We start from the raw sequence: 15,229 nt of genomic DNA, 5'->3' as shown, positions 1-15,229 counted from the left end.
GTAAACCAACAGTATGTTATAATTAAAACCTTTATGGATAATTTATATATTAAGATTATCCATAAGGGAAAGATTATTGCTTATGTTATGTAATAATTTTTGGATTTTCGTTAATTCATACTTTAGAGTTAGAGGTAATAGAATGAAAAAATGTTGACATACAAATTTTATGATGCTATTATATTACCAATGGTAATTACCATTGGTAATAAGGACGGTGAATTAGAATGAAGACTGATAAAAGTCAAATAACTAAAGAGATTATTTTAGAAAAAACTTTGCAGTTAGTAGATGAAAATGAAGGAATTAAAAATGTTACATTGAGAGATATAGCTAAAAAGGTAGGATGTTCTCATACAAATTTATATAACTATTTTGGCAGTTTAAGCGAAATACTTTGGGAAGCCTTGGGACAAGTATTGATCAAGATGATAAATTATTCAAGAGATAATTTAACTTTTAAAGATGATCCAGAAAAAGATTATTATGTGCTCCTATCTAATTTTATTGATTTTTCATTAGATCATATTGGATTGTACAAACTTCTTCGGATGGAATCCATAGATGGAGAGCCTCCCAGTGAAGTAATGAACATAGTGGCAAGTGCAAGAAAAGAATTTGATAAAAATATTTTAGAAGCAGCTAGGGGCAAGTTGTTAGAAGAAAGGGCAAGCTTTGTAAGTGATGTATTTTTTGCTTACTTACACGGCGAAATTTCCCTGTGGATTAACAAGCGGAGACTTATGGTTAGTAAAGAAGACACTAAAGCTAAAATTTTGTCAAATCTCAAGCAGCTGTTTCAAGAATTGGTCATCAGATAAATTATGTTAAATGGAGGGATTACAATGAAAAGAGTACTGCAGGTTGTATTAATTTTGTTAGTTGTTATTATAGTGGGAACCATTCTATTTTTTAAGTGGGTAGTAAATGCTAATTCAATAGTTCATAAGAGTGATGAGAGAAAATTACTTTTAAGCAGCAGTAGTAAAAAAGCACTGGTTATTTATCAGCCATCAAGAACTAAGTTAACATCAACTATGGCAAGTAGTATAGCAGAAACTTTGCAAAAATCAGGCTATGAAGTTACAATTAATTACCCATCTCAAGAATTAAACTATGACATTTCTAAATACGACGTACTTGTTTTTGGAACTCCTATTTATGTCGGAAAGTATTCAACGGTGCTGGAATCCTATATGAAGGCAATTAAAGATTTTTCAAATAAAAGAGTGATGATATTTTCAACTGGTGGCGATAATAAGGTAACAAAAGAAATAGATCCCTTAGTACAATTAGCAAAGGGAGCAGACAAAGTTGAAGGTATAAAACTTTTAAAAGGACAAACAACTAAGGCAGCAGATGCAATAAAGAATTTAACTGGAGAGTAGAGATAATGAAAAAATATTTAAGGTATGCAGTTCCTAACTTCATTACTTTGTTAAGGGTAGTTTTAACAGGAATATTTACTTTATTTTTAAACAGAAAGCTTGCTTTAGATGGAAATGATGAGTTATTTACTTATCTAGTAATGATTTTTTTTGCAATATGTGTAACTGACTTTATAGATGGAAGAATCGCCAGGTATTTTAAATCAGTTTCAAGTTTTGGAAGTTTTCTTGATGTTTTAGCAGACTTTTTGTTTATATTGTGTGCTACAGGAATACTGATAAAATACAAACTTATTGCCTGGTGGTTTTTAATTGTAATAATAGCAAAGATTATTGATTTCTTTGTAACTTCTAAAATCATGAATAAGTATAAGTCAGAGAAGAATAAAACTTTTGTATTTGATTTTATGGGAAGAGCAGCTGCTATTTCATTTTATATAATGCCTTTTATTGTACTTTCCATGAATGAATATTTAAAAGGTAGATGTATTTTTCCCGTCCTGTTTTTAACATATATAAGCACAATCATTGCTTTAATATCCTTATTTCAAAGAATAATCTTATGTATTCAAATTAAGAGAAGACAAGCCGTGAAGCATGATGGTTCTATAATTTAACCCATGCATGGCGGGTTGTCTTCTCTTATCATATCATCTTTTACAACTCTTGTGGATAATTAATACCCAACCAAATCCAATTGTATATTTTGAATAGGACAAATTAGCACCAGTAGGGGTGAAATGATCCAGTATTTATACCAATAAATATCACTTATGTAACTATTTTTTAAACATTTTTTGTTTCAATAAAAATATATGTATTTTATTGAAATAATTGTATTAGCATAATATTGAATTAAGGTAATAAATAATAATATATGAAAGTAATTGACATTTGTACCAATAAATATTATTATTATATTTAAGAAATCGCTTTCAAAACATTAATTGGTTGATTTCAAAAATGCAGGAGAAATATACAAAGAAATAGTCCTAATTATATAAAAAATCAAATCTTTACATATATGGTTTGGATGTTTTTATATATCCTGGATTTTCTGAAATAAAAATAAATATAATGGGGGGAAAGAAATATGAAATTTAAAAAGATTGCTGCTTTAGCAGCAACAGCAGTTTTAACAATTGGTATATTTGCAGGATGCGGCGGCGCAAGTCAGCAGACAAGCTCCTCAAATTCATCAAGTAAGAAAAAGGTAATTGGTTTTGCACAGGTTGGAGCTGAAAGTGGTTGGAGAACAGCAGAAACTACTTCCATTAAGGAAATTCCTAAATTAGATCCAAATTTTGAACTAAAATTTTCTGATGGCCAGCAAAAACAGGAGAATCAAATAAAGGCAATAAGATCCTTTATAGCTGAAAAGGTTGATATAATCGCATTGGACCCTGTAGTAGAAACTGGTTGGGATACAGTATTGAGAGAGGCAAAAAATGCCAAGATACCAGTTGTTATAGTAGATAGAAATGTAAAAGTAGCAGATAATTCTCTTGTTACAGCTTTTCTTGGATCAGATATGGAAGAAGAAGGTAAGAGAGCAGCTAAAATTGTAATTGATAAATTTGGAAAAGATGCAAAGCTTAACATAGCAGAGCTTCAAGGTACTGTTGGATCAACAGCTATGATAGGACGTCAAAAAGGTTTCAATGAAACTATAAAAGATTGTCCAAACTATAAAATCATAAAATCACAAACAGGTGATTTTACTCGTGCAAAAGGTAAGGAAGTTATGGAAGCATTTTTGAAATCTGATGGAAATAAAATTAATGTTTTGTGGTCTCACAATGATGATATGGCAGTTGGAGCTATACAAGCTATAGAGGAATATGGTAAAAAACCAGGAAAAGATATTTTTATAGTTTCTGTTGATGGTATTAAAGATATGTTCAAGTTAATGGCTGATGGAAAATCAAATGGTATAGTTGAGTGTAATCCTCTTTTAGGACCTCAATTGCTAGAAACTTCAAAACAAGTACTAAGTGGCAAACTTAAAGATAAAATTGTACACACTAAAGAGGGTGTATTTACTCAAGATCAAGCTAAAAAAGAATTACCTAACAGAAAATATTAGAATTGTAAATCATAATGTATGAATTGGATATTCCACATTCATACATTATGAAATTTTGATAAATGGGGGTGAATTTAATGGATGAAAGCGATATTGTTCTTAACATGGAAGGCATATGCAAATCTTTTCCCGGGGTTAAAGCTCTTTCAAATGTAGATTTTCAACTTAAAAAAGGTGAGATACATGCTCTTATGGGGGAAAATGGGGCTGGAAAGTCAACTCTAATTAAAGTGCTTACAGGGGTCTACGAAATAGATGAAGGAATCATAACTTTAAATGGAAAAAAAATTATTATTAAATCAACCCATGATGCTCAGGAAAATGGGATAAGCACTGTTTATCAAGAAGTCAATTTATGTCCAAACATTACTGTAGCTGAGAATATTTATATTGGAAGGGAACCAATGAAAAGAGGATTTATTGATTGGAATACCATGAATGAAAATGCATCAAAATTATTGGAAGAAAGATTAAATTTGAAAATAGATGTAAAAAAATTATTATCTAGCTATTCTGTTGCAATTCAGCAAATGGTGGCTATAGCAAGAGCTGTAGATATATCAAGTGGAATATTGATTCTTGATGAACCAACGTCTAGTTTGGATAGTAATGAAGTTAAACAGTTATTTAGTATTATGAGAAAGTTAAAATCCGAAGGCATGTCAATTGTGTTTGTAACTCACTTCATAGATCAGGTTTATGAAATTTCAGATAGGATAACAATACTTAGAAATGGAGAATTGGTTGGAACTTATGCTGTAAAAGATTTACCTCAAATGGATCTAATCTCGAAGATGATAGGAAAAAAGTACGAAGAAATGGTAAAAGAAAATAAGCAGTTATCTCGTGATTATTACAGTAAGGGAGATAAAAATTTGATAGAAACTAAACAATTTGGCAGAAAAGGAACTATAGATTCTTTTAGTATGAATATAAAAAAGGGCGAAGTACTTGGACTAGCAGGACTTTTAGGTTCTGGAAGAACTGAATGTGCTAAATTGTTGTTTGGTATAGATAAATCAGATCATGGAACATTGATCATTGATGGTAAGGAATATTCATATATTTATCCTCAAAAAGCTATTCAGGAAGGTTTAGGACTTTGTCCCGAAGACAGAAAAGCAGCTGGTATAGTTGGAGAACTAACTATAAGAGAAAATATAATTTTGGCTCTTCAATCCATTAAAGGAATATTTAAATACATTCCAATGAAAAAGCAGCAGGAAATTGCTGAAAAGTATGTTAAACTCCTAAATATTAAAACTCCTAGTATAGAACAGAGAATTGACAATTTGAGTGGTGGAAATCAACAAAAGGTTATACTGGCAAGATGGCTTGCTACAGACCCTCAGATTTTAATCTTGGACGAGCCTACAAGAGGTATTGACGTAGGTGCCAAGGATGAAATAAAAAAATTAATTATAAAACTAGCAAAAAAAGGCATGTCAATTATATTTATATCTTCCGAACTTTCAGAAATAGAAAGTTGCTGCGATAGGGTGCTCGTACTTAGAGATAGAAAAATTATAGGGGAGTTAGCGGGAGAAGAGGTACAAGAATCTAATATACTTAGGACTATTGCGGAAGGAGGCAATATTAGTGCATAATACTAAAACTTCCAATATATTTATGAAATTTTATCATATGCAGATATTTTGGCCGGTAGCAGCATTAATTGCGCTGCTTTTATTAAATTTTTTAGTAAGACCAGGTTTCCTTAATATAACAATTAGGGATGGACACTTATTTGGAAATGTAATAGATATACTTAATCATTCAGCGCCACTTATATTAATATCGTTAGGTATGACAATAGTTATTGCCACCCAGGGAATAGATATTTCTGTTGGATCTATAATTGCTATAAGTGCTTCGGTTTCGGCAACAGTTATAGTTGGAGGTGGTTCTGTTCCAGCGGCAGTATTATCAGGAGCAATAGTAGGTGTACTTTGTGGAATATGGAACGGTTTCTTGGTAGCTTATATTGAAATTCAACCTATGGTTGCTACGCTTATTTTATACATAGTTGGAAGAGGTATAGCCCAACTTATTACAGGCGGTCAAATACTAACATTTACTAATAAGTCATTTATTTTTATAGGAACAGGATATATTTTCTTACCTGTGGCAATAATTATTGCTGCTGTAATTGTTTTTGCAATTTATTTACTTATTAGAAAAACAGCATTGGGTTTATTTGTTGAATCTATAGGAGTAAATAGCAGTGCCAGCAAATACTGTGGCATAAGGGCACGAAAAGTTATTTTTTCACTGTATATTATATCGGGTATTCTAGCAGGTATTGCAGGCATTATTTTATGCTCTAACATAAAGAGTGCAGATGCAAACAATGTAGGATTGTGGATGGAATTAGATGCTATATTAGCTACTGTTATTGGAGGAACTTCCATGGCAGGTGGTAGATTTTATTTAGGAGGAACAGTAGTAGGAGCAATATTTATACAAGCATTAACAACAACCATTTATAGTATGGGAGTGGCTCCAGAAATTACTCTTGTAGTTAAAGCTATAGTAGTTATAATAGTTTGTATTATACAATCTGAGGCATTTAGAAAAATGCTAGTAAGAAAGAAATCAAAAAATAATACAACTAAAAGTAAACCTAAAAAAGAGGTGGCTCGTGTATGATAAAAGGGTTAACTAATAAGAAGAAAATTTTAAAATTGAATTCATCATTTATTTCGATTTACGCTACAATTGGTTTGTTTATAGTATTATTTTTAATTGGATCTGTTATGTTTAGTGGATTTTTTTCAGGACAAGTATTAGCAAACCTTTTTATAGATAATGCTTATTTAATAGTTTTAGCTATTGGCCAGACTTTTGTTATTATTACAGGTGGAATAGATCTTTCTGTAGGTTCTATGATAGCTTTTATAAGTATGATTACTGCAAGCCTATTGCAAAATGGAGTTAATCCATTTTTGGTTATGATTTTTGTCTTAATTGTAGGAATTGTATTTGGAACAGTTCAGGGGATATTAGTAGAGAAATTTGATCTTCACCCATGGATTGTAACATTAGCAGGTATGTTCTTTGCACGAGGATCAAGTTATGTTATAAGTATAGATACTATAAGTATTAAAAATCCGGTATTTACTGCTATTTCAGGTTTTAGAATACCCATTGGTCCAGGTGTAGCTATATCCATTAATGTAATTGTTAGTTTGATAGTAGCTGCAGTTGCTATATTTGTATTAAAGTATACAAGGTTTGGTAGAACCGTATATGCAATTGGTGGAAATGAAAATTCAGCTATGCTTATGGGCCTAAATACTGGAAAAGTTAAAATTCTTGTTTATACTGTATCTGGTTTTTGCTCTTCTTTAGCTGGGCTGTTATTTACTTTATATACACTATCTGGTTATGGCTTACATTGTTTGGGAACGGAGATGGATGCCATTGCAGCTTGTGTAATAGGAGGAATATTACTAACAGGGGGATCAGGATATCCTATAGGACCTGTATTCGGTGTTTTAACTATGGGTATAATTCAAAGCCTTATAATGTTTCAGGGAAATCTTAATTCTTGGTGGACAAAGATTGCAGTAGGAATGTTGTTATTTATATTTATTGCACTGCAGAGAATTATTGTTATTAGAGAAGAAAAGAAAAAGGTTGTTATAAGCTGATGAGTTTTATATTTAAAGTTAGGATAAAATAAAAGGTGTTCAATTCATAATTGGTCACCTTTTATTTAGCTTATTTTATGAACATACTTAATAGACAAGTTATGAAAGCAATTAGACAAATTAACAAAAACGCTGCTTTGCTTATAATTATAATGTTAAATATACTTAAAAGGAACAGAGATATTATTAATATAGGTGAAATTGCTGCTAATGTATCTAATAATTTTTTTAATGCTTTATGCTTTACATGAGTTGGATAACCATCCTTAATTCTATTTAATGTAGTGTAATAAGATATACAAGGTAGTCCTGTTATAATAGTTATTATTAATGTTATTATTAATGTAGGTATTAAAATAATACATCCAATTTTTATATATATATGAGGTATATAATCATATTTAGCAAGTGATGCTAAAATAGTAAATAAAATAGAGCATACAATAAGGCATAAAAGTGATGGCATTGCGATTTTTTTAGCTAATTTATACTGGTTTATATATTTTTCTGATTTAGTATCGCTGTCTGTATAAATTGGTTTTGTGTCTTCAGGGGCACTGAATATATGCATTGAATTTGATGCAGAACATACATGATTCCATCCTGCTTCTTCAAAGTATGAAAAGTATTCTTCATCTGCATTATATCTATAATCTAGAGAATATTGCAATTTTTCAGGTTTAGCTTTTTTGAGTTTGTATCCCATAAAGCTAAATTTATATAAAATCCAGCCTTTGCTTGCATAATCAGAGAGCATTTCCATTTCTTCCTCTTCTCCAAAAGCTACTCCTTTGCTCATGACATATTTTGTGTTGGACATATACTATAACATCTCCTCGTTGCTAAATATTTCTTCTGCAATTTGAACCATCTTACGTTTCCTTTTAACTTCATTTTTTAGAAATTGAATTCCTTTATCTGTAGCAATGTAAACTTTTTTTTGCTCTGATTCCTCTGTAAGTTTTATGAGTTTTGCATCAAGAAGTTTTTTTATACTTGTATATAAAGATGCAGGACCTATTGAAAACTTGCCTTCTGACATCTTTTCAACTGATTTCATAATCAAATAGCCATGTTTAGGTTTTATTAAAGATAGCAAAATATAATAGTATGCGTCTGTAAGTTCACCCATTTCCAAAGAATTATTTCTAGCCATTTTTACCTCCTATATATCATTAAATGACATATCATTTAGTATAATATATCATTAAATGATATATGTGTCAATTATTTATTACTTATTAGTGGGCTGCAATAATATATGTGCAATTATAAAATGAATGTGTAAATATATGTGATTTATATTGTCAATTGATAATTATTCAATCATATTAAAAATTATTGAAAAGAGGTGCTTTAATGAGTTTTTTCTCAAGATCATCAGAAAAAAATGGATATGGAGATAAGCATCGAGGTAGTAACTATTATAAAAGAGAAGGATTTTTAAGCCGTATATTGAGAATGTTTGGGTCACTTTCCAATTCAGGCAGGAAGTATAATAACCAGTATTCTCACAGTTTACATCAAAACCATCATTCCGATAGACGGCATTATTCAAATCAGAGACATCATAGAAGATATAAAAGTTCATGGTCATGATATCGTTTTTTAAGAAAAAGACATATCCAGCAGGCTGTTTTATTAATGAATATAAAGTTATAAGATTAATAGGTGAAGGACGGTTTGGCATATGATATTTAGTTAACAGTACTTATGCAAAATGATTTAATCATAGAAAAATCAATAGCTTAAACATTAAAGTATTATGTAAAAGGTTGTTGCTATGGGAATGCATATAGTTGTTTTGCTGTGCTCAAATGGATGGTTTAAATTAACTGTTTGCTTTCGAATGTGGATTCCAAAGCAAAAATGCGAAGATTATCACATCAAGCTTGAACTGGCAATAGATATGATAACTTTCGCTCACAAATTTGGATTACAGGTCGAATACGCAACATTCGATACCGGGTATTCCTCAAAAGATTGTAAAAGTAAACAGGTAAATGATATTACAAGTCCCATAGTAACAACCATTTGGGATAAGTTAAGTGGTTAAAGCTATTGATTTTTCAATGTTATTTTTGTGCTGCGTAAGTACTGTTAAATATTAAAATCCGTTTGACAATATGCAATCCTACCATTTTCAATTGTAAGAACTGGGACTATCAGTTGGTTTCCCTCATGTGTTGCACCTTTTGAATCACTAAATACAACTTTTTTATCTACGATTTTACAAATAGTAATATCTGCATATGCTCCTTTTTTCAGTGTTCCAATCTTACCTTCCATACCCATTAATTTTGCAGGATTAACAGTTACGGTTTTTAAAACGTCTTCTAAGCTCATACCAAAGCTAAGATATTTTGACATGACAAATGGTAAGCTCTTAACTTGTGCCGGTACATTTAAAGTAACTTTTGTCGTATCCGTACTAATTATATCCGGCAAGAACTTATTTGAAATGGATTGTTTGGCTACCTTATAATCTAAATTGAACCTTCCGTTTGCACAATCAAAAATTACTCCTCTTTTTGCAGCATCTAAAAATGCTGGTTTTATTGTACCATCTTCTTCTAGTAAAGTTGAACCTGTTCCATGATAAATATGACAGTATATATCACCTTTTCTAAGCATGCTTACCAGTTCAGCAGCATCAATTGGCGGATTAGTTGTATGAACACATACAGGTACCCCTAATTCTTGAGCAAGTTTTAACGTCTCTTCCAATGGTTTCGTACCTAAACCTCCCACAGTATTTTTACTAAAACGAATCTTTAAGCCTAATATTGTACCTTTATATTTTCTAATTAAAGATCGTATCAAATCCTTTTGAAACAATTTTGGATCAAGAGGTTCATCAATCCCTGCGCCCGGTTGGCCAATAGATGATACATTTAAAAATGCCTTTATTTTCAGTTTACTATTCATCATTGAATTTTTATAAAACATTTCAAAATTGACACATCCTGTACTTCCTGCATCAACAGCTGCTGTAACACCATTGGCTAATAATAAATCTGGTGAAACCCCAAAATCACTTCCTTCATAAATATGTGTATGAAAATCGATAAGGCCTGGAAAAACATAACAACCTTTAGCATTTATAGTCTGAATTGCTTGCCCATCTTGAGAATAATCTGCAATTTTATCATCTTTTACTGCAACTATATGCTTACCTTTATTTCCGGTAGCCGGATCCAATAAATAACCATTTCTAACAATTAAATCATATTTCATATTTGCTTTCCTCCTAATGCATTATATTTTTAACTAATGTATCTTGTTTTTATAAGGATTTTACACAATATTGAAGCTTCTTTGCATGTGGAAAATCGTTTTCATCTTAATTAAATTATACATATTTTTTAATTTATGCAGAAAAATTTTTTTCCACTTGACCGTTGTCAATTTCCACATTTTTAAATTTTACAAAGAACATACAAACCATACCAACAGCACAGATAATTCCTGCTATGATAAACGCTGCTGAATATCCATAATTTTTTACTAGAGTTCCTGTTAAAGTTGGAGCTATAAATGCAGATGTTTGTCCTAAAAAATGCATAATTCCACTAAATGTACCTGTTTTTGATGGTTCAATGTCTATAAGATTACTCCAATATATGGAGTTAGCTGCTAGAGCTGCAGAATTTCCTAAAGCCATTAAAAGTAAAACCTGCATTGCGCTTCCCATTTTAGGAATTAATAAAAAACATATAGAAGATAGAAGTAATGATATAACCGATACACTATTTCTAGCAAATCTAAGATTTCCAGTTCTCATTCGAATATAATCTGAAATTTTTCCGCCAAGTACTGTAGTAAAAATAGGACCAATCCATGGTATCATTCCTAAATACCATAGAGATGTTAATTTAAAATGATATACATCCTGGAGATACTTTGGTGTCCATGTTAGTAATAAAAAAATGATGTAACTGCAAGCAAAGAAACCAACCGTATTACAAATCAATGATGGATTTTTAAAAAAATCAAACCAGTGAATTTTATCTTGTGAAACATTATCTTTAGTTTTAAGATCGGTATTATATCTTATTTCGGCAAGTTCCTCTTTTGATATTCTAGGATTATCTTCTGGTAAACTCGTAAAAACCCTACTAAAAATTGAAGCCCAAACAAGTCCTAACAATCCCATTGTCACTAACATAACTTTCCAATTAGTTAGTGAAATAATTGTAACTGCTATAGGAGCCGTTATTACTGAACCTAGTGGAGTACCAATAAGAGTTAAAGAGGAACAAAATGTTCTTTCCTTTGGTGCAACCCAGTTTGCCATAGTACGGCTCATAGAAACAAATGAAGGACCTTCAGCAAGACCAAATAATACTCGAACTACAAAGAAACCTGCAAGAGCCGATCCGCCGAATACTGTAATTCCAATATCTCCAGCAAAGGCTGTTAACATCTCAAAAACAGACCAAATAGAACCAAATACAATCCAAGTAAATTTAGGACCTTTTTTATCTGCTAGGAAGCCGCCAAATAATCCACCAACAGCATAACCATATCCAAAGTATCCCATAACTGCTCCCCATGATTGTGCATTTAGTCCATATTCTTTAATAATATCTGCTTGTCCATAAGAAAGAGCTCCTCTGTCTATATAATTTATTGTCATAATAGCCAGTACCATGAAAATAATAAAATAACGATATCTTCCTTTCTTCAATTCAAATTACCTCCTATTTTTTCTATAAATTCTGAATTTTAAAGACATATTTATTTGTTTTATTATATTTAAAGCCTTTACCTTTTGCAAAAATCAAAATTAATAACGTTATTAATTAAATTTTAATTAGTCTACAAAAAAGAATTTATTTTTAATGAAATTGTTTACATTGATAAGATAAATGTATTATAGAAAACATTCTTCTAAAAAGAATGTTTTCTATTAATTTTATATTATTATTAAAATTAATTTAAAATTTTATAAATATTCACAACCAATTTCTTTTAGTTTAGAATCAACCCAAGGCCTAATATATGTTCCTTCTTTCATTATAATGTCCATAATTCCTTCTTCTTTTACTACAACTTTTTTAGCCTTATTAACAAGTTCTTCAGCTTCACTTGGTTTAACAATTATGATTCCATCTCCATCCCCGATAATGATATCTCCAGGATGTACAACTTGTCCTCCAAAACTGATTGTGGTATTAATCTCTCCAGGGCCATTTTTATAAGGTCCGTTAGGTGTAGTGCCTTTAGCATAAACGGGAAAATCCAATTTTGATATTTCATCATAATCTCTAATACACCCATCAACAATAACACCTGCAAGTTTTCTAACTTTACAATAATTGATCATTAATTCACCAAATATTGCACGTGAAGTGTCTCCTCCAGCATCTATAACGACTACATCACCTTCTTGAGCCATATCCATGGCTTTATGAAACATCAAATTATCGCCTTGTGCTACTTTAACAGTGAATGCAGTACCTAGTAACTTTGCTTTATTGACTGGTTTAATATCGTAATGTACAGCTGCTGTTCTGTTCATACAATCATCAATATTTGCAACAGGTATATTCCTAAATCCCTCAACTAAAGACTTATCTGGACGTTTAAAATCACTAATTATTTTGCAACCAATATTTGACATATTATTGTCCTCCTATTATTTTATTAAAATATTTATTTTATGATATTCAAATCTTCAAACTTATTTAAAACATCTTTGTTAGCTACATATTTTCTTTTCACACTTTTCTTGTTCAATACACAATCAACAAGTTCAATGGCAAGTTTAATTTGATTTTTCTGAGCATTCTCACCATAAAACGCACTATGACATGTTAATGCAACGTTTTCATTACTAATTAATGGACTATTTGGTGACAATGGTTCTTTTTCAAAAACATCTAAACCTGCATAACGAATTTCTCCATCTGCTAGTGCCTTTTCTAAATCCTGCTGATTGATAAGCCCTCCTCTTGAAACATTGATAATCATTGAAGTATTTTTCATTTGTTTAAAAGCTTTATAATCAAAAATATGACGTGTTTCTGGAGTTAATGGTGCATGAATTGAAATAATATCAGAATTTTTTAACATTTCTTCAAATGATACAACAGTTACGTCCATACTATTTTGAATACTCTTATCAATAAATGGATCACATACAATTACCTTCGACCCAAATCCTTTTTTAAAGATTTGATACAAAAGTCTCCCTGAAGCCCCAAAGCCAAAAATACCTACAGTCATTTCCTCAAGGTTCCTAGGTACATAACCCGCTGCTTTTCTCCATTCACCTTTTCGAATACCTCTATCATAAAATCCTACATTTCTAATCAAATTAAGAATGAGTGCAGCAGCATGAATGGAAAGCTCCTTTATACAAAATCCTGGCATAAATTGTACTATTACTCCCTTTTTGGTTGCCGTCTCCAAATCTATGGAATTTACACCAATTCCAAATCGTTGAACTAGTTTTAGTTTTGGAAGATTTTCTATAACATCTTTTGTAATTGGCGGATTGCCTGTACCCAGGATAACATCTGCATCTTGACATCCATTAATAATTTCCTCAGAAGTGTTATAGTGCTCTAATCTTAAATTAATTCCATTTTGAAAATATTGTTTCTTAATGTAATTTTGATTTTCAAGACTAACACTTCCATAATCTCTATCTACTATGACAGCATTCCACATAATATTACCTCCTGTATATGTTTACATATAGATTATGCATTGTAAAGGTGATGGCCATCACATGATATCCAGTGCTAAACCTTAATTAAATTATATTAACATATAGAAACTTTGTAAAATATCTATTATTATATTAATTGTATAGACAAAAAGGAATAAAGTTTGACATGCAGAGAGAAAAAGGTATATTATTAATTTATGTAGATAAAAACGTATACAGTTTGACATAGAGAGGAGTGGAGAGGAGTGGAGAGAAGATATGCTATTAAAAAATTATGAGTACTTTCTTACAATTGTTAAAGAAGGAAATATTTCAAAGGCTGCATCTAAATTATATGTTTCTCAGCCTTCACTTAGCAAATATTTAAAAAAGCTTGAGGAAAATGCAGGCACTGAGCTATTTACAAGAGCTTCTCACCCATTAAAACTTACTCCTGCAGGCGAATTATTCATGCAATACATTCAAGATGTTATTAAACGAAATAAAAAATTACAACAAGATTTTTCAGATGTTAAAAATTCAGTCAGTGGGAGAGTGACATTAGGTATTACAGTATGGAGATCCTCTATCTTACTACCAATCGTATTTCCCAATTTTAAAAAAAAATACCCTAAAATAGATATTGAATTACAAGAAGGATCCCATCAATATATGTTCTCATTGCTGAAACAAAACAAAGTAGATTTTTGTATTTTACAGTCACCTAACAGTCACCATAACATTATTTTTGAACATCTTGCATTTGAACATATCCTTTTTACTGTAAACTATCATAATCCACTATTAAAAAAATTAGACTATGATGTGAATAAAAGAATAAATTTTATGAGCCAGAAAGACTTTCTACAATTTAAAGATGAACCATTTTTTATGCTAAAGGAAGGGCAACTTCTCCGTGAAGTTTCACAAAATTTTTTAAACAAACTAGGAATTAACATTATCCCTACTATAGAAACATCAAATATAATGACCGCTGTAAATCTTGTATCTGCTGATATGGGCGTTACATTTGTACCAGAATCAATACTTAAAATAGAAGAAAACGTAAAAAATCTCATGTTCTTTAAAATAGATACTCCTCCTTTGCAATGGGAAATCACAATTGCATATAAAACAGGAACAATATTAAGCAAGCCAGCATTGTTATTTATAAAGTCTATTAAGAAAGTATATACAAATGTTAATAATGATTAGCTCAACTTTTTCCAGCCGCATTAACATATGTAAGATCACTTACTACTATTTCTAAATCACTTCTGTTATCAAATTCTCTATTTACTAAATTCTCTACTTTTATAGTATAATCTGAAACCAGCCTGTATTTGTCTATGATTTGTATTATTTTTCTCTTATAATAAACCAAGCTCCTTGGAATACCTATCGTTCTGCACATTGTGCTGATGCTTTTAATCAACCAGAAATG

16 protein-coding genes are annotated in these 15,229 nt (G+C 30.7%); 9 read left to right on the top strand and 7 right to left on the bottom strand.

The features are described 5' to 3' along the window. The first annotated feature begins 227 nt into the window (after nt 1-227). The 7 genes from CLAU_RS06645 (at nt 228) to yjfF (ending at nt 7,127) form a co-directional block, all read left to right on the top strand. Nucleotides 228-821 carry a TetR/AcrR family transcriptional regulator gene (locus CLAU_RS06645; protein ID WP_023162217.1) on the top strand — a complete coding sequence of 198 codons (594 nt, stop codon included), beginning with the start codon at nt 228-230 and terminating at the stop codon, nt 819-821. Between the two features lie 24 nt (nt 822-845). Continuing rightward, a complete protein-coding gene (locus CLAU_RS06640) occupies nt 846-1,388 on the top strand; it encodes a flavodoxin family protein (protein ID WP_013240113.1) in 543 nt (180 codons plus the stop codon). 5 nt (nt 1,389-1,393) lie between these two features. Continuing rightward, nucleotides 1,394-2,005, top strand: coding sequence for a CDP-alcohol phosphatidyltransferase family protein (locus tag CLAU_RS06635; protein ID WP_023162216.1), 612 nt, complete (start codon nt 1,394-1,396; stop codon nt 2,003-2,005). A 476-nt stretch (nt 2,006-2,481) separates the two neighbouring features. Further along, a complete protein-coding gene (locus tag CLAU_RS06630) occupies nt 2,482-3,474 on the top strand; it encodes an ABC transporter substrate-binding protein (RefSeq protein ID WP_013240111.1) in 993 nt (330 codons plus the stop codon). A 77-nt stretch (nt 3,475-3,551) separates the two neighbouring features. Then, nucleotides 3,552-5,081, top strand: coding sequence for a sugar ABC transporter ATP-binding protein (locus CLAU_RS06625; RefSeq protein WP_023162215.1), 1,530 nt, complete (start codon nt 3,552-3,554; stop codon nt 5,079-5,081). After that, nucleotides 5,074-6,123, top strand: a complete 1,050-nt coding sequence (locus CLAU_RS06620; RefSeq protein WP_013240109.1) for an ABC transporter permease — start codon at nt 5,074-5,076, stop codon at nt 6,121-6,123. Before CLAU_RS06625 ends, CLAU_RS06620 begins: the two co-directional genes overlap by 8 nt. Then, entirely contained in the window at nt 6,120-7,127 is a 1,008-nt protein-coding gene (gene yjfF, locus CLAU_RS06615) for a galactofuranose ABC transporter, permease protein YjfF (protein WP_013240108.1), read from the top strand. Before CLAU_RS06620 ends, yjfF begins: the two co-directional genes overlap by 4 nt. A gap of 70 nt (nt 7,128-7,197) precedes the next feature. Here the strand turns inward: yjfF and CLAU_RS06610 are convergent, their stop codons facing one another. Next, nucleotides 7,198-7,947, bottom strand: coding sequence for a DUF2812 domain-containing protein (locus tag CLAU_RS06610; RefSeq protein WP_013240107.1), 750 nt, complete (start codon nt 7,945-7,947; stop codon nt 7,198-7,200). 3 nt (nt 7,948-7,950) lie between these two features. After that, the gene (locus CLAU_RS06605) at nt 7,951-8,283 is read right to left on the bottom strand and encodes a PadR family transcriptional regulator (RefSeq protein ID WP_013240106.1); all 333 of its coding nucleotides are present in this window, start codon (nt 8,281-8,283) and stop codon (nt 7,951-7,953) included. A gap of 627 nt (nt 8,284-8,910) precedes the next feature. Here CLAU_RS06605 and CLAU_RS06600 point away from each other — a divergent pair. Next, on the top strand, nt 8,911-9,183 hold the full coding sequence (locus tag CLAU_RS06600; RefSeq protein WP_013240104.1) for a hypothetical protein: 273 nt from the start codon (nt 8,911-8,913) through the stop codon (nt 9,181-9,183). A gap of 44 nt (nt 9,184-9,227) precedes the next feature. Here the strand turns inward: CLAU_RS06600 and CLAU_RS06595 are convergent, their stop codons facing one another. The 4 genes from CLAU_RS06595 to CLAU_RS06580 form a co-directional block, all read right to left on the bottom strand. After that, entirely contained in the window at nt 9,228-10,364 is a 1,137-nt protein-coding gene (locus tag CLAU_RS06595) for a metallo-dependent hydrolase (protein ID WP_013240103.1), read from the bottom strand. 133 nt (nt 10,365-10,497) lie between these two features. Further along, on the bottom strand, nt 10,498-11,817 hold the full coding sequence (locus CLAU_RS06590) for an MFS transporter (protein ID WP_013240102.1): 1,320 nt from the start codon (nt 11,815-11,817) through the stop codon (nt 10,498-10,500). 258 nt (nt 11,818-12,075) lie between these two features. Next, nucleotides 12,076-12,753, bottom strand: coding sequence for an RraA family protein (locus tag CLAU_RS06585; RefSeq protein ID WP_013240101.1), 678 nt, complete (start codon nt 12,751-12,753; stop codon nt 12,076-12,078). 32 nt (nt 12,754-12,785) lie between these two features. Next, entirely contained in the window at nt 12,786-13,805 is a 1,020-nt protein-coding gene (locus tag CLAU_RS06580; protein ID WP_013240100.1) for a C-terminal binding protein, read from the bottom strand. Nucleotides 13,806-14,064: 259 nt separating this feature from the next. Between CLAU_RS06580 and CLAU_RS06575 the strand changes: the two genes are divergently transcribed. After that, nucleotides 14,065-15,000 (top strand): LysR family transcriptional regulator, encoded by a 936-nt coding sequence (locus CLAU_RS06575; protein ID WP_013240099.1) that lies wholly within the window; start codon nt 14,065-14,067, stop codon nt 14,998-15,000. A 1-nt stretch (nt 15,001) separates the two neighbouring features. On the opposite strand, the gene CLAU_RS20385 is transcribed toward CLAU_RS06575, so the two are convergent. Beyond that, the gene (locus tag CLAU_RS20385; protein ID WP_158453199.1) at nt 15,002-15,169 is read right to left on the bottom strand and encodes a hypothetical protein; all 168 of its coding nucleotides are present in this window, start codon (nt 15,167-15,169) and stop codon (nt 15,002-15,004) included. Nucleotides 15,170-15,229: the final 60 nt, after the last annotated feature.

The sequence above is a fragment of the Clostridium autoethanogenum DSM 10061 genome (genome assembly GCF_001484725.1).
GTDB lineage: Bacteria > Bacillota > Clostridia > Clostridiales > Clostridiaceae > Clostridium_B > Clostridium_B ljungdahlii.
Note: the sequence above shows the minus strand (reverse complement) of the source record. Positions and strands in the feature narration are given on the sequence as shown.

Coding starts and splice junctions, on each gene's coding strand:
- CLAU_RS06575 (WP_013240099.1), top strand. CDS start 14,065: ATGCTATTAAAAAATTATGAGTACTTTCTTACAATTGTTAAAGAAGGA.
- CLAU_RS06635 (WP_023162216.1), top strand. CDS start 1,394: ATGAAAAAATATTTAAGGTATGCAGTTCCTAACTTCATTACTTTGTTA.
- CLAU_RS06640 (WP_013240113.1), top strand. CDS start 846: ATGAAAAGAGTACTGCAGGTTGTATTAATTTTGTTAGTTGTTATTATA.
- CLAU_RS06645 (WP_023162217.1), top strand. CDS start 228: ATGAAGACTGATAAAAGTCAAATAACTAAAGAGATTATTTTAGAAAAA.
- CLAU_RS06585 (WP_013240101.1), bottom strand. CDS start 12,753: ATGTCAAATATTGGTTGCAAAATAATTAGTGATTTTAAACGTCCAGAT.
- CLAU_RS06630 (WP_013240111.1), top strand. CDS start 2,482: ATGAAATTTAAAAAGATTGCTGCTTTAGCAGCAACAGCAGTTTTAACA.
- CLAU_RS06610 (WP_013240107.1), bottom strand. CDS start 7,947: ATGTCCAACACAAAATATGTCATGAGCAAAGGAGTAGCTTTTGGAGAA.
- CLAU_RS06595 (WP_013240103.1), bottom strand. CDS start 10,364: ATGAAATATGATTTAATTGTTAGAAATGGTTATTTATTGGATCCGGCT.
- CLAU_RS06605 (WP_013240106.1), bottom strand. CDS start 8,283: ATGGCTAGAAATAATTCTTTGGAAATGGGTGAACTTACAGACGCATAC.
- CLAU_RS06580 (WP_013240100.1), bottom strand. CDS start 13,805: ATGTGGAATGCTGTCATAGTAGATAGAGATTATGGAAGTGTTAGTCTT.
- CLAU_RS06600 (WP_013240104.1), top strand. CDS start 8,911: ATGGGAATGCATATAGTTGTTTTGCTGTGCTCAAATGGATGGTTTAAA.
- CLAU_RS06625 (WP_023162215.1), top strand. CDS start 3,552: ATGGATGAAAGCGATATTGTTCTTAACATGGAAGGCATATGCAAATCT.
- yjfF (WP_013240108.1), top strand. CDS start 6,120: ATGATAAAAGGGTTAACTAATAAGAAGAAAATTTTAAAATTGAATTCA.